The sequence below is a fragment of the Kitasatospora sp. MAA4 genome (assembly GCF_029893355.1).
In the GTDB taxonomy this organism is placed as follows: Bacteria; Actinomycetota; Actinomycetes; order Streptomycetales; family Streptomycetaceae; genus Kitasatospora.
The window spans coordinates 177,254-201,860 of sequence record NZ_JARZAI010000016.1; the positions used below are offsets into that span (position 1 = coordinate 177,254).

Consider the following 24,607-nt stretch of genomic DNA (forward strand, 5'->3'; position numbering starts at 1 on the left):
CATGCCTTCCACGACGCTTTCCGCCACCCGCACCGAACCGGTTCTGCACCTCGCCGAGGTGAGCCGGGTGCACGGCCAGGGCGCGGCCCAGGTGCACGCCCTGCGCAGCATCGATCTGCGCGTCCACCCGGGGGAGTTCGTCGCCGTGATGGGACCCTCCGGCTCCGGCAAGTCCACGCTGCTCACCCTGGCCGGCGGTCTGGACAGCCCGACCGACGGCCAGGTGCTGGTCGAGGGGCAGTCGCTCGGCGCCCTCTCGCGCAAGCGGCTGGCCCAGGTCCGCCGCCGCTCCATCGGCTACGTCTTCCAGGACTACAACCTGATCCCGGCGCTGACCGCGGCCGAGAACATCGCGCTGCCACGAGAGTTGGACGGGATATCGAGCCGGGCCGCCCGCGCCGAGGCGCTGACCGCGTTGGAGGAGGTCGGCATCGCGGAGTTGGCGGACCGCTTCCCCGACGCCATGTCAGGTGGCCAGCAGCAGCGCGTCGCGATCGCCCGCGCACTGATCGGCGACCGCCGCCTGGTCCTCGCCGACGAGCCCACCGGCGCGCTGGACTCCACCACCGGCGAGGCCGTCCTGGCCGTCCTGCGCGCTCGCTGCGACGCGGGCGCGGCCGCCGTGATGGTCACCCACGAGGCCCGGCACGCCGCCTGGGCGGACCGGGTGGTCTTCCTGCGCGACGGCCGGCTGGTCGACGAGACGGGCCGCCAGGACGCCAACACCCTGCTCCTCGCCGCTGCCACCAACAGCATCAACGGGCCGGTGGCCGAGTGAAGCTCTCAGCCTGGCGGGTCGCCCTGCGCATCGCCCGCCGCGACGCCCTGCGGGCCAAGGGCCGCAGCGCCCTGGTCCTGGCCATGATCGCGCTTCCCGTGCTGGGGGTGACCGGCGCCGACGTGGTCTACCACAGCGCCACCCTGACCCCCGCCGAGACGGCCACCCGCACGCTCGGCCGGGCCGACGCGCTGATCAACCAGCTCGCACCCGGGCTGACCGTGCTGCAGGCGCCCGACCCCAACAACGGAACCAGCGCCGACCCGCGGCAGACCGGTCCCAAGAGCCCCGAGCAGCAGCGCAGCGCCTCCACCGACCCCGCCACGCTGGTCAAGGAGCTGCTCCCGGCCGGCGCGGTACTGACCCCGGTGCCGTACGTGCCCAGCGTGCTGGCCAGTACGGTGGACGGCCTGACCCCGGCCGACACCGACGAGGCCGACCTCACCGACCCGGTCTGGAAGGGCCGGATCAACCTGGTGAAGGGCCGGGCTCCCGCAGCGAGCGGCGAAGTCGCCGCCACCCAGGCCTTCCTGGACGCCTCGGGCCTCTCGGTGGGCTCCACCACCACGTTGCGCGGGGTCAGCGACAAGCCCTTCACCATCACCGGCGTCGCCGAGTACCCGAACGAGCTGAAGCGCAGCCGGGTGGTCGGCCGACCCGGTGAGTTGTCCCCGGCGGCCAAGGCCGACGGCCAGGCGCCCGCCCGGGCGGACCGGTGGCTGGTCCGGATGCCGGCCGGCGCCGCCCTGGACTGGGCCAAGGTCCAGGAGCTGAACAAGTACTCCTTCACGGTCGCCTCGCGGGCCGTCCTGCTGAACCCGCCGCCGCGCTCCGCGGTGCCGTACTACGTCCAGGAGGACCAGCACGCCTTCGGCGGCAGCACGTTCGACCAGACCTCGATGGTGATCCTGGGCACCGTGGTCGGCATGGCGCTGCTGGAGATCGTGCTGCTCGCGGGCCCGGCGTTCGCCGTCGGGGCCAGGCGCTCACGGCGCCAGCTCGGCCTGATCGGTGCGGGTGGCGGCGACCGCTCGCACATCCGCTCGGTGGTGCTCAGCGGCGGTGTGGTGCTGGGACTGGCCGGAGCCGCGGTCGGCGTGGTGCTGGCAGTGCTGCTGGTCGCGGTGACCAGGCCGTGGACCGAGGAGCTGGCCGGCCAGCGCTTCGGCCACCTCTCCGTGCAGCCGCTCGACCTGCTGGGCATCGCCGCGATCGGCCTGGTCACCGGGCTGCTGGCGGCCGTCGTGCCCGCTGTCCAGGCCTCCCGGCAGGACGTCGTGGCGGCGCTCACCGGGCGCGGCGCGGTCAAACCGCCGTCCCGGAAGCTGACGGTGCTCGGGGTGCTGATGCTGGCCGGCGGTGCGGCGCTGGCGCTGCTCGGCGCGGCCGGCGGACCCAGCGGCCGGATGCTCGCGGTGCTCGGCGGCTCGATGGTCGCCGAACTCGGCATGGTCGCCTGCACCCCGATGATCGTCGGGCTGTTCGGCGGGATCGGTCGCTGGCTGCCGCTCGCACCGCGCCTGGCGCTGCGCGACTCGATCCGCCACCGGGGGCGCACCGCGCCGGCGGTCGCGGCCGTGATGGCGGCGGTGGCCGGATCGGTCGCGGTCGGCATCTACAGCGCCAGCAGCGACCAGGAGAGCCGTCAGGCGTACGTCGCCTCGGCGCCGCGCGGCGCGGTCACGCTCGCGGCGGGGTACGGGGTCGGCGGCGGCGGCGACCTGATCGTGGCCCAGCGCAACGCCGTGGAGCGGTCGATGACCGACCTCGGTCCGCGGGCCGACGTACTGAGCGTCGACTACCACGGCAACTGCCATGTCAGCGGGTCCAACTGCGGCCAGCTGGAGCTGGAGGTGGCGCCCGACCAGCGCTGTCCGGCGGCCGGCGACAGCCCGTACATCCCCTACAGCGCCCGCAACAGCACCGACCCGCGCTGCAACTCGCGGGTGTCCGACTACGGCTCGAACTTCGGGTCGATCATCGCGGGTGACGCGACGGTGCTGCACAACCTGTTCGGCCTGCACGACCAGGGGGCCGAGCAGGCGGTGGCGCAGGGCAAGGTGCTGGTCTTCGACGCCAGGTTCGTCAAGGACGGGAAGGTCACCTTCAAGCTGACCGATCCCTACGCGCGGCCGACGGGCGGGATGCCCTCCTCCGGGCAGGCCCCCGAACCGCCCAGCCACGAGGTCACCGCGGACGCCGTCCTGGTGCCGATGGCCACCCCCGCCGCGCAGGCGTTCCTGCCACCGGCGACCGCGACAGCGCTCGGGCTGACCACCTCCGACGGCGGCTCGGCCTGGCTGCCGGCCTCGATGCCCTCCTCGGGTGCCGAGCAGCGGGCCACGGCTGCGGTCGCCAAGAGCGGCGGCGACCACTGGAACTTCCAGATCGAGCGGGGCTTCCGCCCCACGCACACGCTGATCGTGCTCGGACTGACCGCGTTCGCGGCGCTGGTGGCCCTCGGGGCTGCGGGCATCGCCACCGGCCTGGCCTCGGCCGACTCGCAGCAGGACCTGACCACCCTGGCGGCGATCGGCGCGGCGCCGCGGATCCGCCGCACGCTCTCCGGCCTGCAGTGCGGGGTGATCGCGGCGATGGGCGCGGTGCTCGGCACGATCTGCGGGGTCGTCCCGGCGGTGGCGCTGCGCAAGGTGGTGGCGATGACCGGGTTCCAGCAGCCGGCGCATGCGGTGATCGCGTTCCCCTGGCTCACCATGGGGCTCACCCTGGTGGGGCTGCCGGTGCTGGCCGCGGTGCTGGCCGCGCTGCTCACCCGCTCGAAGATCACGCTGCTCCGACGCGCGGGCTGACGCGTCAGTCGTTGGGACAGGAGTGACGGAGGTTACAGCGCCTCCGTGGCCCGGGAACGGGACCACGGAGGCGCGCCGCTGTTCGGGAGAACTAAAGTCGTCCGTATGACGAAAACCCCGGACAGCGTCGTCCGTTCCTTCATCGACCAGCACCAGGCCGACTTCCTGCGGGACTTGGCGGACTGGCTGAGCATCCCGTCGGTCTCGGCCGACCCAGGGCGATCGGGGGACGTCCGCCGCTCCGCCGAGTGGCTGGCGGCGAAGCTGGGGGAGACCGGGTTCCCGGTGGCGGAGGTCTGGGAGTCGGACGGTCTGCCGGCGGTCTTCGCCGAGTGGCCCTCGGGCGACGCCGGCGCGCCGACCGTGCTCGTCTACGGCCACCACGACGTCCAGCCGGCCGCGAAGGAGGACGGCTGGGACACCGAGCCGTTCACCCCGGTCACCATCGGCAACCGGCTCTACGCCCGGGGCGCGGCAGACGACAAGGGCCAGGTCTTCTTCCACACGCTGGGGCTGCGCGCGCACCTGGCGGCCACCGGGCGCACCGCGCCGGCCGTCAACCTCAAGCTGCTGATCGAGGGCGAGGAGGAGTCCGGCTCGCCGAACTTCGGGGCGCTGATCCGCCGCGAGAGCGAGCGGCTGGCCGCCGACCTGGTGATCATCTCGGACACCGGCATGTGGGGCGCGGACACCCCGACCGTCTGCACCGGCATGCGCGGCATCGTCGACTGCCAGGTGGACCTGTTCGGCCCGGACAACGACATCCACTCCGGCTCCTTCGGCGGGGCCGTGCCGAACCCGGCCACCGCCGCCGCCGAGCTGGCCGCGCAGCTGCACGACGCCGATCGCCGGGTCGCCGTCCCCGGGTTCTACGACGGTGTGGTCGAACTGACCGACCGCGAGCGCGAGCTGTTCGCCCGACTGCCCTTCGACGAGGCGCAGTGGCTGCGGGTCGCCAAGTCGCACGATGTCCAGGGTGAGGCCGGCTACACCACCCTGGAGCGGGTCTGGGCCCGGCCCACCGCCGAGGTCAACGGCGTCTGGGGCGGCTACACCGGCCCGGGCCGCAAGACCATCGTGCCGGCCGAGGCGCACCTCAAGCTCTCCTTCCGGCTGGTCGCCGGCCAGGACGCGTACCGGATCGAGAAGCTGATCCGCAGCTGGGTCGCCGACCGGCTCCCGGCGGGCGTCCGGCACGAGATCGTCTTCAGGGCCCACACGCAGCCCTGCCTGACCCCGCTGGACCACCCGGCGCTGCAGTCCACCGTGCGGGCGATGGGACGGGCCTTCGAGCAGGAGATCCTCTTCACCCGCGAGGGCGGTTCGGGACCGTCCGCCGACCTGCAGGACGTGCTCGGCGCGCCAGTGCTCTTCCTCGGTATCTCGGTGCCCTCGGACGGCTGGCACTCGGTCAACGAGAAGGTCGAACTCGACCTGCTGCGCAAGGGCGTGGAAGCCGCCGCGTACCTCTGGGGCGACCTTGCCGAGAACTTCCGGCCGGCCGAGGCGGCGGACCTGACCGCCGCGGCCGACTCCCACTGACGGCGCCGTCGTCGGCAGCTGATGAATCTTCGATCGGGGACGAACCATCGTGAGCACCATGCCTGATACCGAACGGCCCCTCCAGCTCGCCCTCTCCCGGGCGGGAGTGGACCGGGCGGCGCACCACCGGCAGGACGAACCGTGGCTCGCCGCGGCCTGGAGCCACCCCGCCACCAAGGTGCTGCCGATCGCCGGCGGCGAGGTCTTCGTGGTCGACACCGAGGCCGGCGCCGAGCTGGTGCTGCTGCCCTCCTTCGAGGCCCCGCAGGTCGGTGACCGGTACTTCCTGGGCACCGACGAGGACGGCGTCTCGTACTTCGCGCTGTCCGGCGAGACGCTGCCCGGACGGCTGGACGGCGACGCCCGCCCGGCCGGGCTGCGCGAGGTCGGCGCGAGCCTCTCCGACCGCGACGCCGGGCTGCTGGTGCACGCCGTGGCGCTGGAGCACTGGCACCGCCTGCACAGCTTCTGCTCGCGCTGCGGGCACCCGACCGAGAAGGCCGGCGCCGGGCACCTGCGGCGCTGCACCTCGTGCGCGGCCGAGCACTACCCGCGGACCGACCCGGCGGTGATCATGGTGGTCACCGACGAGCAGGACCGCTGCCTGCTGGGCCGGCAGGCACTCTGGCCGGAGGGGCGCTGGTCCACGCTGGCCGGCTTCGTCGAGCCGGGTGAGTCGATCGAGCAGGCGGTGGCCCGTGAGGTCTTCGAGGAGGCCGGCGTCAAGGTGGCCGAGGTCAGCTACGTGGCCAGCCAGCCGTGGCCCTTCCCGGCCAGCCTGATGCTGGGCTTCATCGGCAGGGCGCACCCGGACGGCACGGCGATCACGGTGGACGGCGAGGAGCTCTCCGAGGCGCGCTGGGTCTCCCGCGAGGAGCTGCGGGCCGGGATGGAGTCGGGGGAGATCCTGCCGCCGTCCGGCATCTCGATCGCCCGCCACCTGGTCGAGCTCTGGTACGGCGAACCGCTGCCGCCCGCCGCTCGCGGGTAGCGCGGGAATGGTAACGGGGGTGTGCGGGAATCATCCGCACGCCCCCGTTCTCGTACGATCATCTGTGATCAAGTAGAGGCAATTCCGGAAAACTTCCAGCCAACTAGTGGCAGGCTTTTCGGACGAGTCCAGCGGTGCTCCTGCGCTCTCCCCGTCGGCCCGTTGATCGCCTGCTGTTGCCGGGGCCCGCCTGGAGCGGTCCGCGTCGTGGGTACCGGGGGCCGACCGGCCCTGATGTGCTTGGTTGGAATGAATTCGACGGCCATTGATCGCGTGGGTGGACCGGCCAATCCGGCAATCCCCAATCCTGGCCAATAATGGCTGGTTTAGCTGAAATGGTGCAGCGCGAATCGCTACATTCCCCCTGTGACCATCTCCAGAGGAAGCGTTCCGTCCCCCAAGTACCAGCGGCTGGCCGCCGACCTGCGCCGACGGATCGCGGCCGGCGAGTGGCGCGCCGACGTCGCGCTGCCGGTGGAGTCCGAGCTGGAGCAGCAGTACGGCGTCGCCCGCAACACCGTGCGGCTCGCGGTGGACGTGCTGGTCAACGAGGGGCGACTGGTCAGGCTGCAGGGCAAGGGCACCTATCTGAAGGACCATCCGGTCCTGGACCACCGGGCCTTCGGGCCGCCGTCGGCCGGCCGGCTGATCCCCGCCCAGCGGGACAGCCTCGCGGCACCCAGCGAGGTCTACACGAACGAGGCGACCGAGGCGGGCCGCGCCTTGACGGTGGACTTCGAGATGCTGATCGTCCGGGCCCGGGTGGACATCGCCGAGCGGCTCGGCCTGCGGCCGGGGGAGGCGGTGGTGGTCCGCCGCCAGCTGCGGATGATGGACCGCGAGCCTTACTCGATCGAGGAGAGCCACTACCGGGCCGGCCTGGCGGCCGGTACCGCGCTGATGGAGCCCGACCCGGTGCTCGGCGGGGACGAGCAGGTGCTGATCGAGCTGGGCCGCACCGAGATCGGTGCCGTCGACCAGCTGGTCTCGCGGATGCCCGGGCCGGAGGAGTCGCAGTGGTTCCAGGGCGGGCCCGGGGTGCCGCTGCTGGTGCAGACCCGGGTCACCTACGACCGGCGCGGGCCGGTCCGGGTGATCGAGACGCGCTACTCGGCCGACCGCTGCCGCCTGGTGTACGGGCTCGGCGAGCTGTCGGCGCGTCCAGCCCCGTGAGCTGTCCTGCTACGAGGTCGGCGGCCCCGGGCGGGAGGCCCGGGGCCGCCGCTTGAGCCGTGCTCAGCCGGCCAGCGCGGCCTGGACCTGACGCAGGCTCGGGTTGGTCATGGCGACCGCCTCGCCACCGGCGGCCGGCGTGACCAGCACGGTCGGCACGACCTGGTTCCCGCCGTTGACCGACTCCACATAGGCGGCGGACTTCGGGTCCTCCTCGATGTTGATCTCGGTGTAGCCGATGCCGGCGCGGTCCAGCTGGCTCTTCAGCCGCTGGCAGTAGCCGCACCAGGTCGTGCTGTACATCGTGACGCTGCCGGACATCGAAAGGACTCCTTCGCCCAGGGGAATGGTGCTGTCGCGCTGCACAACGCGCCGGACCCGGCGCTGATTCCTGCGGGCTTTCCGGCACCGTCCGGTGGTCGCAGGGGACGTGGGCCGATCGTCGTACCGGGCCTGTGGACAACCCGCGGCGGATTGTCGTCGGACCCTGCCAGGATGTCCGGACCAGGTGCCGCGGCCCGCAGGAGTCCGCCCGCCGGGCTGAGAGGATGGACGGCATGCAGGAAGAGCTCATGACCGGTGATCTGTACGGCGCGAACCACCTTCCCGGCCTGTCCGGGGGCGGATCGGCCGGCTTCGGCGGCGGCTACGCCGGGCGGCCGGGCGACGCGGACGCGGTGCTGGCCGGGCTCGACCCCGAGCAGCGCGCGGTCGCCACCGCGCTCAGCGGCCCCGTCTGCGTCCTCGCGGGCGCCGGGACGGGCAAGACCAGGGCGATCACCCACCGGATCGCCTACGGCGTGCGTAGCGGCGTCTTCCAGCCCCAGCAGGTGCTGGCCGTCACCTTCACCGCGCGGGCCGCGGGCGAGATGCGCGGCCGGCTGCGCGAGCTCGGCGCGGAGGGCGTGCAGGCCCGGACCTTCCACTCCGCCGCACTGCGCCAGCTGCAGTACTTCTGGCCGCGCGCGGTCGGCGGCGAGGTGCCGCGCCTGCTCGAACGCAAGGTCCAGCTGGTCGCCGAGGCCGCCGGGCGGACCGGCCTGCGGGTCCAGCGCACCGAACTGCGCGACCTCACCAGCGAGATCGAGTGGGCCAAGGTCACCCAGATCGTCCCCGACGACTACCCGGTGGCCGTCCTGAAGTCCGGCCGCGACGCCCCGCGCGACCCGGCCGAGATCGCCCGGGTCTACGCCACCTACGAGCAGACCAAGCGCGACCGCAACGTCATCGACTTCGAGGACGTGCTGCTGCTGACCGCCGCGATCCTGGAGGACCGCCCGGAGATCGCCGAGCGGGTGCGGGCCCAGTACCGGCACTTCACCGTCGACGAGTACCAGGACGTCTCGCCGCTCCAGCAGCGGCTGCTCGACCAGTGGACGGGAGCGGGCGCGAGCCTGTGCGTGGTCGGCGACGCCAGCCAGACGATCTACTCCTTCACCGGCGCGACGCCCGACTACCTGCTGAACTTCCGCACCAAGCACCCCGACGCCACGGTGGTGAAGCTGGTCCGCGACTACCGCTCCACCCCGCAGGTGGTGCACCTGGCCAACGGGCTGCTCGCCCAGGCCCGCGGTGCGGCCGCCCGGCACCGCCTCGAACTCGTCTCGCAGCGCGAGGCCGGTCCCGAGCCGGTCTACACCGAGTACGTGGACGAGCCGACCGAGGCCGAGACCACCGCGCACCGGATCAAGGAGCTGCTGGCCAAGGGGCAGGGGCAGGGCGGCTGCCGGGCCAGCGAGATCGCCGTGCTGTTCCGCACCAACGGGCAGTCCGAGGTCTACGAGCAGGCGCTTGCCGACCTCGGGATCTCCTACCAGCTCAAGGGCGCCGAGCGCTTCTTCGAGCGTCCCGAGGTGCGCGAGGCGGGTTTGCTGCTGCGCGGCGCGGCCCGCGCGGGGAACGACCCGGTGACGCTGGACGCGCCGGACCTCGCCGCCGAGGTGCGCGCGGTGCTGGGTACCCGGGGCTTCACCGCCACGCCGCCGGCCGGCTCCGGCGCGGTCCGCGAGCGCTGGGAGTCGCTGGCCGCGCTGGTCCGCCTCGCCGAGGAGTTCGAGGCCGGCCGGCGTGCGGCGGGCGAGCCGGCGGACCTAGCGGCCTACGTCGCCGAGCTGGACGCCCGGGCCGCCGCTCAGCACGCGCCGGCCGTGGAGGGCGTCACGCTGGCCTCCCTGCACGCCGCCAAGGGCCTGGAGTGGGACGCCGTCTTCCTGGTCGGCCTCACCGAGGGCACGCTGCCGATCATCTATGCCAAGACCGACGAGCAGCTGGAGGAGGAGCGCCGGCTGCTCTACGTGGGAGTCACCCGGGCCCGGGTGCACCTCTCGCTGTCCTGGGCGCTGTCGCGCTCGCCGGGGGGGCGCGCGAGCCGCAAGCCCTCGCGCTTCCTGGACGGGCTGCGCCCGGGCTCCGGCTCGGGCGCGGCGCGCTCCGGCGGGGGCGGGCGCGGGAGCGTGGAGGGCGGCGGTGCGGAGCGCGCCGGCCGCAAGGCGCGCGGCCCGGTCAAGTGCCGAGTCTGCGGGCGCACGCTGACCGACGCGGTGGAGCGCAAGCTGCGCCGCTGCGAGGACTGCCCCTCCTCGATGGACGAGGGCCTGTACGAGCGGCTGCGCGAGTGGCGGGCCCGGCAGGCCAAGAAGCAGGGCGCGCCCGCCTACGTGGTCTTCACCGACGCGACCCTGATGGCGATCGCCGAGGACGTGCCCGCCGACGCCCGGGCGCTGGCGCTCATCTCGGGTGTGGGCGCCATGAAGCTGGACAAGTACGGGGCTGCCGTGCTGTCGTTGTGTGCGGGGGAAGAGCCCGAGGAGGAACCGGCCGCGGTCGGGGACGACCCCTCGGACGAGGAGCCCTCGGAAGACTCCTGAAACTCGCCCGTTAAATAGTTTGCGCGCTGTGCATGGTGCGCAATAGCCTGCCGGAGCGGTCAAGGAAACGAGATCGTCGGCCGATCGGGATCACTCCCGCAACGGCTTACCCGTGCGCTCTGCGCACAGCAGGACCTCACGACTGCAGGACCGCTCAACAGCAGGACCGAGACAGACATCCGAACAGCCGGAGCCCGGGGGACTGGGCACCGCGAGACGCCGAGAGGAGGCGACGACAGTGGAAACCATCACGATGATCACCAAACTGACTGGCCAGGCCGTTGTTGCCGCTTCACTGCGTCCTTCCCCCGCGGGTCTTCTCGCGGGCGGAGTCTCGCTGTCCGGTGTCTGCGGCGGCCTGGATCTCGACCGTGACGTCACCCGCGTCAGCGTCGCCGGTGCCCTTGGCATGACGGGCGCCGCCGGTAGCTCCGCGGGGACGGGTGTCGAGACCGGTCTGTCCCTCGGCTGGGTCACCGTCGATGTCGACTCCGTGCGTGCGATGCGCAATGAGCGACCGACCAGGGCACCGAAGGCAGTGGACGCGGCGGCCAAGCATGGCGCCTATCTGCAGGTCATCGGTGCCGGAGCAGCCCAGAAGCAGAGCGAGCAGCTGATCAGCCAGGCCAAGGCCGCCTTTATCGGGGCCGAAGCCATCCGGATCCGGGCCTTCCGCGGGCCTGAACCCTGGAGAGAGCGAACCTGAGGAAGTCTCAGGTCGGCACCTTTCCAGGGCCGCGGAACCCGTACACCGGGATCCGCGGCCCTTCTGTTTTGCCCGGTACGACAGACCACAGGCCCCTAGGGGCCTCCGGTCCAGCCCACCAGTCAGCTGGACCGGAACCAGAACTCCAGACGAGGAAGACGCCCACAGTGTCCACGGTCATCACACCGCCCCTCCCGTCCGTACCGAGCACAGCGCCGACCAAGGCCGACCCCGCTCCACTCCCTCCCCCGGAAGGTTCCCTCATGCAGATCACCGCTCTTGACGACGCCGAGACTCTCGGCTCCCCCATCCCGTGCCGCGCCTTCGACCCGGAGGTCTTCTTCGCGGAGACGCCCGCCGACGTCGAGTATGCGAAGTCCCTCTGCGGCACCTGCCCGGTCAAGGAGGCCTGCCTCGCGGGTGCGCTCGACCGGCGTGAGCCGTGGGGTGTCTGGGGCGGCGAGCTGTTCGTGCAGGGCGTCGTGGTGGCCCGCAAGCGGCCGCGTGGCCGTCCGCGCAAGACCGAGGTCGCAGCATGAGCCCGGCGCTTCGAGCAGCAATGGTCCACCGGGATTGCCCCCCGGCGGCCGACGCACTGCGCCACTCCGTCCGCATCGCCGCCGCACAGGCCGATGCCGCAGTACAGACCCCCTACCCGCGTACGCACCACGAGCAGGACCACACCATGGCCATCACCCCCGAACCCATCGCCCGCGCCGAGCGGACCGCCGAACTCTCCGTCCAGAACAGGAACCTCGAGATGAATCTCATGCCAGAAAACCTGGCCCGTGCCCATATGCAAGAACGCCTCCAGGAGGCCGAGCACCAACGTCTCGTCCTGCGGGCCGTTCGTGCGGGCAGGCTGAAGCGGCGCGCCGAGCGCGCTTCGATGCGGGCCCGCAAGGTCCTCGTCACCGCCCTGATGTGACAGCTCCGCCCCCGTCGCCCGCAGTTCGCGGGCCACGGGGGCGCTGTGCTGACGGGGCCTCGGCTCCCTGACCTCGGCTCCCCGGGTTCGCCTACTCTGCCTCGGCCGCGTAGGCGAAGCCGGGGAGCCAGTCGAGCATCTCGGCCCGGAAGGGCGCCTTGGCACCGAGTTGGCAGAGCACGCCGATGGTGCTCAGGGTGACCCGGTGGATCAGCAGATAGTCCGGCGGCAGGTTGAGCTGCTTGCCCAGGTTGTAGGCGGGCGAGCGCGGGTCGGCGATCCGGGCCGCCTGCGAGCGCATCCAGGTCCGGGTGAAGTGGAAGTTCTCGACCGCCGCCGGCTCGATGATCGGGAGCAGGTAGTCGAGCACCGCGTCCGGGTCGAGCACGATCGAGGGCTTCACGAAGCCCTCGTCCCGCAGCATGTCCAGGACGCCCACGGCGTCGCCGGCCAGCGCCATCCGCAGCGAGTCGCCGATCGGCGTGGGCAGTCCGCCCGGCAGCCGGTCGACGGTGCCGAAGTCCAGGACGCCCAGGCGCCAACCTTCGGCCGGTCCGTCGTCCTTGAGCAGCCGGAAGTTGCCGGGGTGCGGATCGGCGTGCAGCAGACCCGTCCGGGCCGGTCCGGCGAAGAGGAAGCGGGCCAGCAGGTGCCCGGCCCGGTCCCGCTCGGCCTGGCTTCCCTTGGTGATCACCTCGGCGAGCGGTGTACCGCCCAGCCACTCGGTGACCAGCACCTGGTCGGCCTGGGCCACCACGCCGGGCACCACGATGTCCGGGTCGTCGGCGAACTCCTCGGCGTGCGTCCGCTGGGCGGAGGCCTCCAGCTCGTAGTCGAGCTCCTCGGCGACCCGGCTGCGCAGCTCGGTGATCAGCGGCTTGATGTCCAGGCCGGGGATCAGCGGTCCGACCAGCCAGGCCACTCGGCTGAGCTGGCCGAGGTCGGAGAGCAGCGCCTCGCCGGCGCCCGGGTACTGGACCTTGACCGCGACCTCGCGCCCGTCCTGCCAGACGGCCCGGTGCACCTGGCCGATCGAGGCGGCGGCGGCCGGCCGGTCGTCGAAGCTGCGGAAGTCCGAGCGCCAGTCCTTGCCCAGGCGCTCGGTGAGCGCCGCGTGCACGCTGGCCGCGGGCATCGGCGGCGCGGCGTCCTGAAGCTTCGTCAGGGCGGCGCGGTAGGGACCGGCGACCTCCTCCGGCAGGGCCGCCTCGAAGACCGAGAGGACCTGCCCGAACTTCATCGCGCCCCCCTTGAGCTCACCGAGGACCTTGAACAACTGGTCTGCGGTGGCCTGTTGGAGCTCGGCCGTGACGGACTCGGCGGACCGCCCGCCGATCCGCTTGCCGAGCCCCAGGGTGGCCCGACCCGCTATCCCCAACGGCAGGGCGGCAAGCCTTGCGGTGCGGGTCACAGCCTTGCGCGGAAGATCGCTCACCCGGGGCCTCCCAATCAAACGTGTGCCGGCAGTCCCCGCGGCTGCGGTGGCTGGGATACGGCGGTCACTAGGCCATTGTGCCCGGTCGCCCGCAAGCCCCGGTCGCGGCCCGGAAGCTGAGGTGCAGGGGTCGGTTCTCAGGGCCAGAAGCACCCGCAGTCGGCGTGCGGGGGCAGCCGGAGTCTTCGGACCATCCCGTCCGCCGCGGAGACCTCGCACCAGCCGTCGACGCTGGGCGGGCGCTCGCCGGTGAGATGGAGCAGCGTGTGCAGCCCGGCGAGGCCGGCCACCGCCGCCGCGACCGCACTGTCGCAGGCCGGTGCGCGCGGCCGGCCGGGACCCTCGGTGGCGAGTTGGGCGAGCAGCCGGGGCCAGCAGGCGTCCCGGTCCGTGCGGGCCAGGGCAACGCAGCCGCCGCAGGCCGAGGCGCCCGGCAGAACCAGCGGCCCGACCACCCCGAGGTGCTCGACCACCCCGACATAGAGGTGCGGGATCCCGGCGCGCATCAGCTGCCGGGCCTGGACGGCGTCCCCCGCGAAGGCGCCCGTGCCGTCCCTCGGGGTGAGCACCACCACGTGCGGCGGAGGGGATTCGGTCGCCTCGGGTGCGCCGCCGGAGCCGCCCTCGGGCCCGCCCGCGGAGCCGCCTTCGGCGCCGCTCGGCGCCGCGCCGCAGGCTCGCCGGACGGCCTCGCGGGCCGCGGTGGTCCGCAACCGCCCGACGTCCTGGACGGGGATGCCGCCGGGGGCGCAGTCGCCGGGCAGCACCCGCCCCTGATCGGTCACCTCGACCGTGCCCACCCCGGCGGCGGCCAGCGTGGCCGCCACCGCGGCCCCGATCCGGCCCGCGCCGCGGATCTCCACCCGCGCCGCGGCCCGCCGGCGCAGCGCCCGCGCCCCGGCCCCGGGGGCGGGATGGAGCAGCGAGAGCGAGGCCAGGTCGGGCCCGAGGAACTCCCGCCGGGCGGGCGAGTGCCCGGCGAGGCTCGCCTCCGTCGCGAGTGCGTCGTCCAGCAGGCCGGCCGCCTCCAGGGAGCGCAGTGCCTCTGCCACGTAGTCGGCCGGCAGGCCGATCTCCCGGCCTGCCGTGGTCAGCGCGGTGGCGTCCCGACTGCCGTCCAGCAGGTCGAGAAAGGCGCAGAACGTATCGTCCGCGCGGTCCACCAGGCGGGCCCGCTCGGGGGCCGTACCGAATTGCAACGTCTGCTGATCCCGCCAGGCCCGGGACAGTGCGGCTTTGAGCGTCGGGTGCATGGCGAGCCCCTTCAGTCGTCACGCTGAGAAATCGTTGGATGACGATCAGTGATGACAGCATGCCCGACCAGCGGGAATTCGGGAAGCCGGTTATCCACAGCCCTGGGGATATGTTCTGGCGATCATTTAAGGTGCGCGTTCTCGGCGCGATCATCGGCGAAAATAATTCGGCGTTGGCAGCGGACTTCTGTCACTGCCACCCGGTAACGTCCTGTGGCATGGCAGCCGAACGGGACTCCCAGCCCTCGGCGTCGCCTCGGCGTGCCCGTGCAGCTGCCGGGTCGGGAGTCGCGACGCCCGGTACGCGCGCGCGACCGGGATCGACGCACTCCGCCCCCGCGCCGGACACCCCTGGACGGCACCCCGCCGCTCCCGCCGACCACGGCCCGGTCGAGGTCCGCCGCAGTGCCCGCCGCAGCCGCACGGTCTCGGCCTATCGCGAGGGCGACCGGACGATCGTGCTGATCCCGGCCCGGATGTCCTCGGCCGAGGAGCACCGCTGGGTGGCCCAGATGATCGACCGGCTGGCCGCCCGGGAGAGCCGCCGCACACTCGGCGACGACGCGCTGGCCGAGCGCGCACACCAGCTGTCTCGCGCCTACCTCGACGGCCGCGCCCGTCCCGAGCAGGTCCGCTGGGTGACCAACCAGAACACCCGCTGGGGCTCCTGCACCCCCAGCGAACGCACCATCAGACTCTCGCACCGGCTCCAGGGCATGCCCGAGTACGTGCTGGAGTACGTGTTGCTGCACGAGCTGGCGCATCTGCTGGTCCCCGACCACGGCCCGCGCTTCTGGGCACTGCTCGACGCCTATCCGCGCACCGAGCGGGCCCGCGGCTACCTGGAGGGGGTGGCCGCCGCCTCCCGGCTGCCGCACGTGCCGGGCGCCCGCGGGGGCGGCTCGGGCGAGGAGCCCGCCCCCTGCGAGTAGGCCGTTGCTACGCCGTGAGCTTGCGGGCGACCTCGACCAGATCCCGTACCGAGTCGTCGGTCAGCTCGGGGAGGCGGTCGTAGTCGAACCAGCGCAGGTCCAGGGACTCCTCGCTGATCAGCTCCTGCGCGCCGGGCGGGGCCACCGCGACGTACTGGACGTCCAGGTGGGTGTTCTCCGGCCGGTCCTTGCCGGTGCAGCGCACCTGGTGGCGGTCGAGCTTCACCGGGACGGGGACGCCGTCGGACTCCAGCAGGCGCAGGCCCGCGATCCCGGACTCCTCGGTGGCCTCGCGCAGCGCGGCGGCCGCCAGCGTCGGATCGCCCGGCTCGCAGTGGCCGCCCATCTGCAGCCAGATGCCGACCTTGGGGTGCAGGGTGAGCAGCACCCGCCCGGCCTGCGGGTCGACCACCACCGCGCTGGCCGTGATGTGTGCGGGCAGGCAGGAGCGCCAGAGGCCGTCCGGGTGATCCGCGAGGTGGGCCAGATAGTCGTGGCGCAGCTGGTCCTGGCCGGCGTCCGCGCTGCTCCAGTCACGCAGCGCGCGGACGGCGTCGGAGTGGATCATGCGTTCGGGTCGTCCTTCTCGTCGTTCTTGGCCGCGGCCTCGCCGAGCAGCTTGTCGATGGCGTCGAAGTCGAGACCGCCCTCGATCGGCTCCTCGCCGCCGCGGTGCACGAAGCCGTCCGGGTCGTCCAGGTCGGTCGCGGTGGGCAGCATGTCGGGGTGCTGCCAGAGCGCGTCGCGGCCGTCGATGCCGCGGGCGTCGGCCAGCGAGGCCCACAGTCGGGAGGCGTCCCGCAGCCGGCGCGGGCGCAGCTCCAGGCCGACCAGCGTGGCGAAGGTCTGCTCGGCCGGCCCGCCGGTGGCGCGGCGGCGGCGCAGCGTCTCGCGCAGCGCCCCGGCCTGCGGCAGGTGCGGCTCGGCGGCGGCGTGCACCACCGCGTCGACCCAGCCCTCGACCAGCGCCAGCGCCGTCTCCAGACGGGCCAGCGCGGCCTTCTGCTCCGGGGTGTCCTCGGGCTGGAGCAGGCCGTTGGACAGGGCCTCCTGGAGTGCCTCGGGGTTCTCGGGGTCGATCCGGCCCATCAACTCCTCCATCCGGGAGGTGTCGACCTTGATGCCGCGCGCGTAGGCCTCGACGGCACCGAAGAGGTGCGCCCGCAGCCACGGCACGTGGGCGAAGAGCCGCTGGTGGGCGGCCTCGCGCAGGGCCAGGTAGAGCCGCACCTCCTCGACCGGCACGCTCAGGCCCTCGCCGAACTCGGCGACGTTCTGCGGCAGCAGGGCGGCCTTGCCGGCCGGGGCGAGCGGCAGGCCGACGTCGGTCGAGCCGACCACCTCGGCGGCCAGCGCGCCCAGCGCCTGCCCGATCTGGGTGCCGAACATCGCGCCGCCCATCGAGCGCATCACGCCCATCAGCGGGCCGGCCATCGACTGCATCTCCTCGGGCAGCACGCCGCCCATGGCGTTGCCGACCCGCTCGGCGACCGGGTCGACCAGCTCCTGCCAGACCGGCAGGGTGGCCTCGATCCACTCCGCCCGGCTCCAGGCCACGGCGGTGCCCGCGCCGGAGGGGAACTCGGTGGCGGAGTCCAGCCAGAGGTCGGCCAGCCGGACGGCCTCCGCGACCGCCGAGCGCTCGGCGGCGCTCACCGAGCGGTCCTTGGCCTTGCCCTCGGCCGGTTCGGCCACCACGGTCTGCCGGGCGATGTCCTTGGCCAGCTCCCAGTTCACCGGGCCGCCGTCGAAGGAGAGCATCTGCCCGAGCTGCTGGAAGGCGGCGCCGAGGTCCCCGGGGTTCAGGCCGCCCATCATGGCGGCGAACGGGTTGTCGCCCGCCGGTCCGCCGGCCCCGCCCATCCCGAAGAGCGCGCCGAACGGGTTCGCGCCGAAGCCGAACGGCGGCTGGGCCGGGTCGCCCCCGGGCTTGCCGGCCTGTTCGCCCTTGCCACCCTGGCCGGACTTGCCGGTCTGGTCGTCCTTGCCGTCCTCGGGCTCCTCGGGCGGAACACCGAATCCGAAGGGGAGGTCGCTCACGGGTTCCTCGATCTGGTCGGCCGTCACGCGCGGGTGGTGTGGCGGGAAATGCAAGTCAGGGGACTGCAGGTGGGGGACGGTTCGGAGCGGGCGAGCCCGCGCCGGGTGCACCGCCGGGCCCTCTCCTCGGGCAGGATGGACGGTACGTGACACTCGTACGTACGCACATAAGCTAACCGTGGAGGATGGCCGGTGAGTTCCCCGCCCTCGGACGTTCGCTCTGGGCTGACCGGAGGCGAGGAGGCCCAGTCGGCCTCTGGACCACCGCCACCAGCCTACGGCGGCCGACCGCTCACCGTCGCCGTCACCGGCGCCGCAGGCGTGCTGGGCGAACGCCTCGCCGCGCGCCTGGTCGACTCGCCCGGCGTCCGCAAAGTACTGGCGATCGACGACCGCCGAGGCGAGGTGCCCGGTGTGCAGTGGCGGGTGCTGGACGTCCGCGATCCGGCGGTGGCCGAACGGCTGCGCGGGGTCGACGTGGTGGTCCACCTCGCGATGGACCTCGGCATGGAGACCGACGCGCGGGCCCGGAGCGCGTACAACGTGCGGGGCGCGCAGACGGTGCTGACCGCCGCGGCGGCCGCCGGTGTGCACCGGGTGGTGCTCTGCACCTCCGCGATGGTCTACGGCGCGCTGCCGGACAACGAGGTGCCGCTCGCCGAGGACTCCGAGCTGCGCGCCACCGAGGAGGCCACCCTGGTCGGTGACCTGCTGGAGATCGAGCGCCTCGCCCGCCGGGCGCCGCGCGCCCACCCGGGCCTCCAGGTCACCGTGCTGCGCCCGGCGGTGCTGGTGGGGCCCGGTGTGGACACCGTGCTGACCAGGCACTTCGAGGCGCCCCGGCTGCTGGTGGTGGCCGGCTCGCGGCCGTGCTGGCAGTTCTGCCACCTGGACGACCTGGCCTCGGCGCTGGAGTACGCGGCGCTCGGCCTGGTCGAGGGTGAGGTCACGGTCGGCTGTGACGGCTGGCTGGAGCAGGAGGAGGTCGAGGAGCTCTCGGGGATCCGCCGGATGGAGCTGCCCGCCGCGCTCGCGCTCGGCACGGCCGCCCGGCTGCACCGGCTCGGGCTGACTCCGGCGCCGGCCGGCGACCTGGCGTACACCATGTACCCCTGGGTGGTCTCCGGCAGCCGGCTGCACGAGGCGGGCTGGCGGCCCGCGTACAGCAACGAGCAGGTGCTGGCCGAGCTGCTGGCGCAGTCCTCGGGCAAGCACGCGGTGGCCGGGCGCCGGCTCGGCGGCAAGGAGGCCGCCACCAGCCTGGGTGCTGCGGGGGCGACGGTGGCCCTGGTGGGCACCGCGGCACTGGTCCGCCGGGCGCGCAAGCGGCGCCGCATCTGAGGTGTGGAGACGGCAGATCCGACGTTTGGATAATCCGTCAATCGCCGTGGCCTGACCGGATCGGCAATCATGGGGAGCATGTCCGAGAACCACGACCCCATCCGCCTGCTCGCCGTCCGCGAGACCCCGCTCTCCCTCGACGAGGTGTACGCGGCCGTCGGTGACGACACCGCCGGCGGCACCACCGTCTTCGTCGGGACGGTCCGGGACCACGACGGCGGCAAGTCGGTGTCCGCGCTGGAGTACAGCGCCCACCCGAGCGCCGTGCAGGAGATGCGGCGGATCGCGGAGAAGGTGGCCGCCGACTACCCGGTCCGCGCGCTCGCCGCGGTCCACCGGATCGGGCGGCTGGAGATCACCGATGTGGCCGTGATCGTCGCGGTCTCCTGCCCGCACCGCGGCGAGGCCTTCGCCGCCTGCCGCAAGCTGATCGACGACCTCAAGCACGAGGTGCCGATCTGGAAGCACCAGATCTTCGCCGACGGCGAGGAGGAGTGGGTCGGCGCGGGCTCCTGCTGACCCGTTCGGCGGCGCTGCGGTCATACGATTGCGGCCGGTGGGTGGCAAGAGGTGGTGTGCCGTAACGCGGTTGGCGCCACAGCCGTTCTCATACCAGGCGGTTAATGTGCTGATAGGCACGATGAGCTGGGAGTACGAAGATGGCTGCGCTTGCCTGGTTGGGAATCCCTGTCGTCGCGGGACTGGTCGCCGTGCTCTGGGCGACCTGGGCGGCCCGGCCGCCGCGGGCCACCGGTGACGGTGCCTCGCTGGCCGAGCACCAGCGGTTCAAGGCCGCCATGGAGCGCAGCACCGGGTCACAGCGCTCTTCGGAGTGACCCCGTGGAGTGACCCCGTCGGTAGCCCTGGGGGGCGCTGCCGGGGTCCGGTCCCGTACTGTCGTGCCATGCCACGCCGCTCTGCGACGATGCTCGCCGCCACTCTGCTGCTGATAGCGCTGCTCTGCGCCTCCGTGCTGATGAACGTGCCGTACACGGAGCTCAGCCCCGGGCCGACGTACAACACGCTCGGCGCGCAGGACAAGTCGGGCACGCCGGTGATCTCCATCTCCGGCCACCAGACCTATCCGACCAGCGGTCACCTCAACATGACCACGGTCCAGGTCACCGGTGCGAGCTACCAGCCGAGCCTGGTGTCGGTGGTGGTCGGCTGGCTGCGCAACGACGTGCTGGTGGTGCCGCACGACACCGTCTACCCGGCGAACCAGACCGAGCAGCAGGCCCAGCAGGAGAACGCCCAGGAGTTCGCCTCCTCGCAGGACAGCGCCAAGACCGCCGCGCTCACCGAGCTCGGCTACCAGGTCGGCACCCAGGTGATCGTCGCCTCGGTGGTGGTCGGCAGCCCGGCGGACGGCAAGCTGCACGCGGGCGACCAGATCGTCGCGGTGGACGGCACGAAGGTCACCGACCCGGCCCAGGTCGCCCCGCTGGTGACCAAGCACAAGCCCGGCGACACCGTGGTCTTCACGACCGTCCCGCACGCCAAGGCCTCCACCAACCCCGACCCGGCCGACGAGTCCCAGGTGCCGATCGTCACCGAGAAGGCCCCCGACGACCCCAACCGGGCGATGGTGGGCATCACGCCCGGCACCACCCACACGTTCCCGTTCACGGTGGACATCGGGCTGCAGGACGTCGGCGGCCCGAGTGCGGGCCTGATGTTCTCGCTGGGCATCGTGGACAAGCTGACGCCGACCGACCTGACCGCCGGCAAGTTCGTGGCCGGCACCGGGACCATCACCGACGACGGCAAGGTCGGCCCGATCGGCGGCATCTCGATGAAGGTGATCGCGGCCCGCGACGCCGGGGCGCAGTACTTCTTCACCCCGAGCGACAACTGCGCGGAGGCGAGCAAGAACACCCCGCACGGGCTGCGGCTGATCAAGGTGGACACGCTGGACGGCGCGCTGAAGGCGCTCGGTCAGATCCGGGCCGGACAGGACGCGGCACTGCCGTCCTGCCCGGCCTCGTAGGGCGCGGGGAAAGCGCTACTACGCGAAGGTGGCGAGCAGCGCCTTGGTCAGGCCCGGCACCAGGTCGGGCCCGGTCAGCACCTCGCGGGGGATGTCCTTCTCGCGCAGCCGCAGGGCCGTCTCGCGCTTGCCGTCGCGCAGCACGGCGGCGGTGATCCGGACCTCCTGGCGGTCCTGGTGGTTGGCCACCCAGTCGGCGAGCTGAGCCTCGGAGGCCTTGCTGGGACGGCTCTTCTCCGCACCCGGCGGCAGCATCAGCCGCTCGACCACCAGGGCGCATCCGGCCACCATGTCCGGCCAGGCGATGGTGCCGAGGAACTCGTCCAGCGCCATCCCGGCGGGCAGCTCGTCCTGTTCGACGGGGGTCAGCGCGCCGTCCTGCTCGGCGCTGAGCCCGAGCTGCTTGGCGAGCTTCGGGTCGGTGCGGCGCAGCTCGGCGCTGTCGACCAGGGCGAACAGGCGGGCCGGCAGGTCCCAGCCGAGCTTGCCGACGTACTCGTCGATCTCCAGGGCGGCGCGGGTCAGCGGGGTCGCGGCCGGCGGGAGGCCGGACTCGGCGGGGGTGTCAATGGCATCGGACATGACTCAATCCTCACACGAGCCGGGACCGCGCCCGGAACGTAACGCGTCAACCGCCTGGGAACTCGGCTCAAGGCTGATTAAGTTGCACTGGTGGGCTTCCGGCAAACCCGGTGTCACCCACTCAGCTCCCTTCCACCGGCCGATCCGACCACAACAGCAGAGGTGCACCCTTGGTATTCCAGATGCCCGACCGAGGAGGGCAGGGGTTCCGTCCGAGAGTCGGCCCGCCCTCTCGACGTGTACGGGTCCTCCTGCTCACCGCCGGTGCCCTGGTCCTGCTGTTCCTCGCGTTCGTGATGTTCGCGGGTTTCTGGACGGACTGGCTGTGGTTCAAGTCGGTGAGCTACTCCTCGGTCTTCACCACCCAGCTGTGGACGAAGGCCGGGCTCTTCGCCGTGTTCGGCGTGGCGATGGCCCTGGTGGTCGGCCTCAACCTGTGGCTGGCGCACCGGCTGCGCCCGCCGCTGTCGGCGATGTCGGCCGAGCAGCAGAGCCTGGACCGCTACCGGATGGGCCTCGCGCCGTACCGCAAGTGGGCGCTGATCGGCGTCTCGCTGCTGACCGGCGTGATTGCCGGCGCCGCGGCCTCCGGGCAGTGGCGGCTCTGGCTGATGTGGACCAACAAGACCGCGTTCGGGGTGAAGGACAGCCAGTTCCACCTGGACGTCTCGTTCTACGCCTTCGACCTGCCCTGGTACGAGTTCGTGCTCGGCTTCGCGTTCAGCGCGGTGATCGTCTCGCTGCTCGCGGCGCTGGTGGTGCACTACCTGTACGGCGGGGTGCGGTTGCAGGGGCCGGGCCGACGGGCCAGTGCGGGTGCGCAGGGCCACCTCGCGGTGCTGCTGGGCGTGTTCGTGCTGCTGAAGGCGGTCGCGTACTGGCTGGACCGGTACGGGCTCGCGGTGAAGACCGGTGCGTACAAGGGCGTCAGCGGCTGGACCGGGCTGCGCTACGTGGACGCCAACGCGTTCCTGCCGGCCAAGACGATCCTCTTCTTCGTCGCGCTGATCTGCGCGGTGCTCTTCTTCCTCACCCCGGTGCGGCGGACCTGGGCCCCCGCGCTGATCGGCTTCGGTCTGATGGCGCTCTCGGCGGTGCTGATCGGCGGGCTCTACCCGGCGATCGTGCAGCAGTTCCAGGTCAAGCCGAACGAGCAGGCCAAGGAGACGCCGTACATCAAGCAGAACATCGACGCGACGCGGCAGGCGTACGGCATCGCGGACAGCCAGACCGCGCAGTACGCGCCGGTCGCCTCCACCGATGCCAAGACGGTCGCCCCGGACGCCCAGACCATCGCGGACATCCGGCTGCTCGACCCCAACATCGTCTCGCCGACGTTCCAGCAGATCGAGCAGCAGCGCTCGTACTACGGCTTCCCCTCGACCCTGGACGTCGACCGCTACGGTGCCCAGCCGAACGCCCAGGACACCGTGATCGGTCTGCGCGAGCTCAACCTGAGCGGCGTGCAGCAGCAGAACTGGATCAACGACCACTTCAAGTACACGCACGGCTTCGGCGCCGTCTCGGCCAAGGGCAACCAGGTCAACGACAAGGGCCAGCCGGTCTTCACCGAGTCCGGGCTGCCCACCACCGGCACCCTCGGGGACTATCAGCAGCGGATCTACTACGGCGAGAAGACCGACACCTACTCGATCGTCGGCGGCACCAACCAGGAGATCGACTACACCTCGGACTCCGGTGACCAGACCTACCAGTACCAGGGCGGCAGCGGCGTCTCGCTGAACAACCCGGTCACCCGGGCCGCGTACGCGCTGAAGTTCGCCGAGCCGCAGATCCTCTACTCCAGCGCGATCACCAACGGCGCCAAGGTGCTCTACGACCGCACGCCCAAGGAGCGCGTCGAGAAGGTCGCGCCCTGGCTGGCGATCGACGGCGACCCGTACCCGGTGGTCGAGAACGGTCACCTGACCTGGGTGCTGGACGGGTACACCACCTCCGACGGCTACCCGTTCTCCTCCAAGACGACGCTGGGCGACGCCACCAAGGACTCGCTGACCGACGAGCGCGGCCAGGTCCTCTCGGCGTCCAACGAGGTCAACTACATCCGCAACTCGGTCAAGGCCACCGTGGACGCCTACACCGGCCAGGTGACGCTCTACCAGTGGGACAGCAGTGACCCGGTGCTGAAGACCTGGATGAAGGCCTTCCCCGGCACGGTCGAGCCCGAGAGCGCCATCCCGGCCACACTGCTGCCGCACCTGCGCTACCCGCAGGATCTCTTCAAGGTGCAGCGCGACCTGCTCGGGATGTACCACATGACCGACCCGAACTCCTTCTTCAACGGGACGGACATCTGGCAGGTCCCGGTCGATCCGACCAACGACACCGGCCAGGCCCAGCCGCCGTACTACCTGACGGTCCGGATGCCCGACCAGGTGGCCGGCGCCGGCAACTTCTCGCTGACCACCACCTTCGTGCCGAGCGGCCGCGACAACCTGGCCGCCTTCATGGCGGTGGACTCCGATCCGGGACCGGACTACGGGAAGATCAGAATCCTGAAGGTGCCGAGCGACAGCAAGACGCTCGGGCCGAAGCTGGTCCAGTCGCAGTTCAACTCCAATCCGGTGGTGGCCAACCAGCTCACCCTGCTGAAGAACGGCAGCGACTCCGACCTGGAGTACGGCAACCTGCTGACCCTGCCGGTCGGCGGCGGCTTCCTCAACGTCGAACCGGTGTACGTCAAGGGCCGGGGTGCCAACTACCCGGTGCTGCAGAAGGTGCTCGCGGTGTACGGCAACGACAACGTCGCCTTTGAGAACAGCCTGTCGGACGCGCTGGCGAAGGTGCTCGGTGGAGCGTCCGGGGCCACCGGGACGGCGCCGAGCAACCCGTCGGGCGGCGGCACCACGCCGCCGGCCACGGGCGGCACTGCGAGCCCGGCGCTCCAGCAGGACCTGGCGGCCGCGCAGAAGGCCTTCACCGACGGCCAGAACGCGTTGAAGAACGGCGACTGGACGGCCTACGGCACCGCGCAGCAGGCCCTGCAGAACGCGCTGAACGCGGCGGCGGCCGAGGAGCAGCACCCGTCCCCGTCCCCCACCCCGTCGCCCACCCCGTCCCCGTAGCGACCGCACTGCGCACCGCGCTCGCCCGCCCCGGCGGGCGCGGTGCACGGTTCACGCTCCTGACGTGCTATGTTTACAACACAACGACGCGGGGTGGAGCAGCTCGGTAGCTCGCTGGGCTCATAACCCAGAGGTCGCAGGTTCAAATCCTGT

Annotated in this window: 21 protein-coding genes; 15 read left to right on the forward strand and 6 right to left on the reverse strand. The window is 72.2% G+C overall.

All coding sequences use genetic code 11. The features are described from left to right. Position 1: 1 nt before the first annotated feature. From P3T37_RS22390 to P3T37_RS22410, 5 genes are all read left to right on the forward strand, one after another. The gene (locus tag P3T37_RS22390) at positions 2–778 is read left to right on the forward strand and encodes an ABC transporter ATP-binding protein (protein ID WP_280725561.1); all 777 of its coding nucleotides are present in this window, start codon (positions 2–4) and stop codon (positions 776–778) included. Beyond that, a complete protein-coding gene (locus tag P3T37_RS22395) occupies positions 775–3,588 on the forward strand; it encodes an FtsX-like permease family protein (protein ID WP_280725562.1) in 2,814 nt (937 codons plus the stop codon). The genes P3T37_RS22390 and P3T37_RS22395 overlap by 4 nt, the downstream gene beginning before the upstream one ends. A 105-nt stretch (positions 3,589–3,693) precedes the next feature. Beyond that, the gene (locus tag P3T37_RS22400; RefSeq protein WP_280725563.1) at positions 3,694–5,130 is read left to right on the forward strand and encodes a dipeptidase; all 1,437 of its coding nucleotides are present in this window, start codon (positions 3,694–3,696) and stop codon (positions 5,128–5,130) included. Between the two features lie 58 nt (positions 5,131–5,188). Further along, the gene (gene nudC / locus P3T37_RS22405; RefSeq protein WP_280725564.1) at positions 5,189–6,121 is read left to right on the forward strand and encodes an NAD(+) diphosphatase; all 933 of its coding nucleotides are present in this window, start codon (positions 5,189–5,191) and stop codon (positions 6,119–6,121) included. A gap of 366 nt (positions 6,122–6,487) precedes the next feature. After that, on the forward strand, positions 6,488–7,294 hold the full coding sequence (locus P3T37_RS22410) for a GntR family transcriptional regulator (protein WP_280725565.1): 807 nt from the start codon (positions 6,488–6,490) through the stop codon (positions 7,292–7,294). 63 nt (positions 7,295–7,357) lie between these two features. Here P3T37_RS22410 and P3T37_RS22415 read toward each other — a convergent pair whose 3' ends face one another. Next, complete coding sequence (locus tag P3T37_RS22415; RefSeq protein WP_280725566.1) at positions 7,358–7,615, reverse strand: mycoredoxin; 258 nt, start codon at positions 7,613–7,615, stop codon at positions 7,358–7,360. 356 nt (positions 7,616–7,971) lie between these two features. Here P3T37_RS22415 and P3T37_RS22420 point away from each other — a divergent pair, with 356 nt between their 5' ends. From P3T37_RS22420 to P3T37_RS22435, 4 genes are all read left to right on the forward strand, one after another. After that, a complete protein-coding gene (locus tag P3T37_RS22420) occupies positions 7,972–10,161 on the forward strand; it encodes an ATP-dependent DNA helicase UvrD2 (protein ID WP_280725586.1) in 2,190 nt (729 codons plus the stop codon). Between the two features lie 238 nt (positions 10,162–10,399). Then, complete coding sequence (locus tag P3T37_RS22425) at positions 10,400–10,867, forward strand: hypothetical protein (RefSeq protein WP_280725567.1); 468 nt, start codon at positions 10,400–10,402, stop codon at positions 10,865–10,867. 167 nt (positions 10,868–11,034) lie between these two features. After that, entirely contained in the window at positions 11,035–11,406 is a 372-nt protein-coding gene (locus P3T37_RS22430) for a WhiB family transcriptional regulator (RefSeq protein WP_280725568.1), read from the forward strand. A gap of 146 nt (positions 11,407–11,552) precedes the next feature. Further along, positions 11,553–11,795, forward strand: coding sequence for a hypothetical protein (locus tag P3T37_RS22435; RefSeq protein WP_348533272.1), 243 nt, complete (start codon positions 11,553–11,555; stop codon positions 11,793–11,795). 91 nt (positions 11,796–11,886) lie between these two features. Here P3T37_RS22435 and P3T37_RS22440 read toward each other — a convergent pair whose 3' ends face one another. Both P3T37_RS22440 and P3T37_RS22445 read right to left on the reverse strand, forming a co-directional pair. Then, the gene (locus P3T37_RS22440) at positions 11,887–13,230 is read right to left on the reverse strand and encodes an AarF/ABC1/UbiB kinase family protein (protein WP_280725569.1); all 1,344 of its coding nucleotides are present in this window, start codon (positions 13,228–13,230) and stop codon (positions 11,887–11,889) included. Between the two features lie 137 nt (positions 13,231–13,367). Continuing rightward, a complete protein-coding gene (locus P3T37_RS22445; RefSeq protein ID WP_280725570.1) occupies positions 13,368–14,483 on the reverse strand; it encodes a ThiF family adenylyltransferase in 1,116 nt (371 codons plus the stop codon). Between the two features lie 218 nt (positions 14,484–14,701). On the opposite strand from P3T37_RS22445, the gene P3T37_RS22450 reads away from it, so the two are divergent. Continuing rightward, positions 14,702–15,415: a M48 family metallopeptidase gene (locus P3T37_RS22450; protein WP_280725571.1), complete on the forward strand. Its 714-nt coding sequence runs from the start codon at positions 14,702–14,704 to the stop codon at positions 15,413–15,415. A 7-nt stretch (positions 15,416–15,422) separates the two neighbouring features. Here the strand turns inward: P3T37_RS22450 and P3T37_RS22455 are convergent, their stop codons facing one another. Both P3T37_RS22455 and P3T37_RS22460 read right to left on the reverse strand, forming a co-directional pair. Further along, positions 15,423–15,983, reverse strand: coding sequence for an NUDIX hydrolase (locus P3T37_RS22455; protein ID WP_280725572.1), 561 nt, complete (start codon positions 15,981–15,983; stop codon positions 15,423–15,425). Beyond that, the gene (locus P3T37_RS22460) at positions 15,980–17,455 is read right to left on the reverse strand and encodes a zinc-dependent metalloprotease (RefSeq protein ID WP_280725587.1); all 1,476 of its coding nucleotides are present in this window, start codon (positions 17,453–17,455) and stop codon (positions 15,980–15,982) included. The genes P3T37_RS22455 and P3T37_RS22460 overlap by 4 nt, the downstream gene beginning before the upstream one ends. 192 nt (positions 17,456–17,647) lie before the next feature. On the opposite strand from P3T37_RS22460, the gene P3T37_RS22465 reads away from it, so the two are divergent. The 4 genes from P3T37_RS22465 to P3T37_RS22480 all read left to right on the forward strand — a co-directional run bounded on the left by P3T37_RS22465 (position 17,648) and on the right by P3T37_RS22480 (position 20,786). Beyond that, positions 17,648–18,796 carry an NAD-dependent epimerase/dehydratase family protein gene (locus tag P3T37_RS22465; protein WP_280725573.1) on the forward strand — a complete coding sequence of 383 codons (1,149 nt, stop codon included), beginning with the start codon at positions 17,648–17,650 and terminating at the stop codon, positions 18,794–18,796. Positions 18,797–18,874: 78 nt separating this feature from the next. Then, positions 18,875–19,315 (forward strand): molybdenum cofactor biosynthesis protein MoaE, encoded by a 441-nt coding sequence (locus tag P3T37_RS22470; RefSeq protein WP_280668240.1) that lies wholly within the window; start codon positions 18,875–18,877, stop codon positions 19,313–19,315. 158 nt (positions 19,316–19,473) lie between these two features. Then, positions 19,474–19,632, forward strand: coding sequence for a hypothetical protein (locus tag P3T37_RS22475; RefSeq protein ID WP_280725588.1), 159 nt, complete (start codon positions 19,474–19,476; stop codon positions 19,630–19,632). Positions 19,633–19,700: 68 nt separating this feature from the next. Further along, the gene (locus tag P3T37_RS22480) at positions 19,701–20,786 is read left to right on the forward strand and encodes a PDZ domain-containing protein (RefSeq protein ID WP_280725574.1); all 1,086 of its coding nucleotides are present in this window, start codon (positions 19,701–19,703) and stop codon (positions 20,784–20,786) included. Between the two features lie 18 nt (positions 20,787–20,804). Here P3T37_RS22480 and P3T37_RS22485 read toward each other — a convergent pair whose 3' ends face one another. After that, positions 20,805–21,368 carry a PPA1309 family protein gene (locus P3T37_RS22485; protein ID WP_280725575.1) on the reverse strand — a complete coding sequence of 188 codons (564 nt, stop codon included), beginning with the start codon at positions 21,366–21,368 and terminating at the stop codon, positions 20,805–20,807. Positions 21,369–21,550: 182 nt separating this feature from the next. On the opposite strand from P3T37_RS22485, the gene P3T37_RS22490 reads away from it, so the two are divergent. Continuing rightward, the gene (locus tag P3T37_RS22490) at positions 21,551–24,454 is read left to right on the forward strand and encodes a UPF0182 family protein (protein WP_280725576.1); all 2,904 of its coding nucleotides are present in this window, start codon (positions 21,551–21,553) and stop codon (positions 24,452–24,454) included. Positions 24,455–24,607 lie beyond the last annotated feature (153 nt).

What these genes read in the sequence shown, in the direction of transcription:
- P3T37_RS22455 (WP_280725572.1), bottom strand. Translation starts at nt 15,983, where the DNA reads ATGATCCACTCCGACGCCGTCCGCGCGCTGCGTGACTGGAGCAGCGCG.
- P3T37_RS22435 (WP_348533272.1), top strand. Translation starts at nt 11,553, where the DNA reads ATGGCCATCACCCCCGAACCCATCGCCCGCGCCGAGCGGACCGCCGAA.
- P3T37_RS22400 (WP_280725563.1), top strand. Translation starts at nt 3,694, where the DNA reads ATGACGAAAACCCCGGACAGCGTCGTCCGTTCCTTCATCGACCAGCAC.
- P3T37_RS22480 (WP_280725574.1), top strand. Translation starts at nt 19,701, where the DNA reads ATGCCACGCCGCTCTGCGACGATGCTCGCCGCCACTCTGCTGCTGATA.
- P3T37_RS22390 (WP_280725561.1), top strand. Translation starts at nt 2, where the DNA reads ATGCCTTCCACGACGCTTTCCGCCACCCGCACCGAACCGGTTCTGCAC.
- P3T37_RS22415 (WP_280725566.1), bottom strand. Translation starts at nt 7,615, where the DNA reads ATGTCCGGCAGCGTCACGATGTACAGCACGACCTGGTGCGGCTACTGC.
- P3T37_RS22450 (WP_280725571.1), top strand. Translation starts at nt 14,702, where the DNA reads ATGGCAGCCGAACGGGACTCCCAGCCCTCGGCGTCGCCTCGGCGTGCC.
- P3T37_RS22485 (WP_280725575.1), bottom strand. Translation starts at nt 21,368, where the DNA reads ATGTCCGATGCCATTGACACCCCCGCCGAGTCCGGCCTCCCGCCGGCC.
- nudC (WP_280725564.1), top strand. Translation starts at nt 5,189, where the DNA reads ATGCCTGATACCGAACGGCCCCTCCAGCTCGCCCTCTCCCGGGCGGGA.
- P3T37_RS22470 (WP_280668240.1), top strand. Translation starts at nt 18,875, where the DNA reads ATGTCCGAGAACCACGACCCCATCCGCCTGCTCGCCGTCCGCGAGACC.
- P3T37_RS22445 (WP_280725570.1), bottom strand. Translation starts at nt 14,483, where the DNA reads ATGCACCCGACGCTCAAAGCCGCACTGTCCCGGGCCTGGCGGGATCAG.
- P3T37_RS22490 (WP_280725576.1), top strand. Translation starts at nt 21,551, where the DNA reads ATGCCCGACCGAGGAGGGCAGGGGTTCCGTCCGAGAGTCGGCCCGCCC.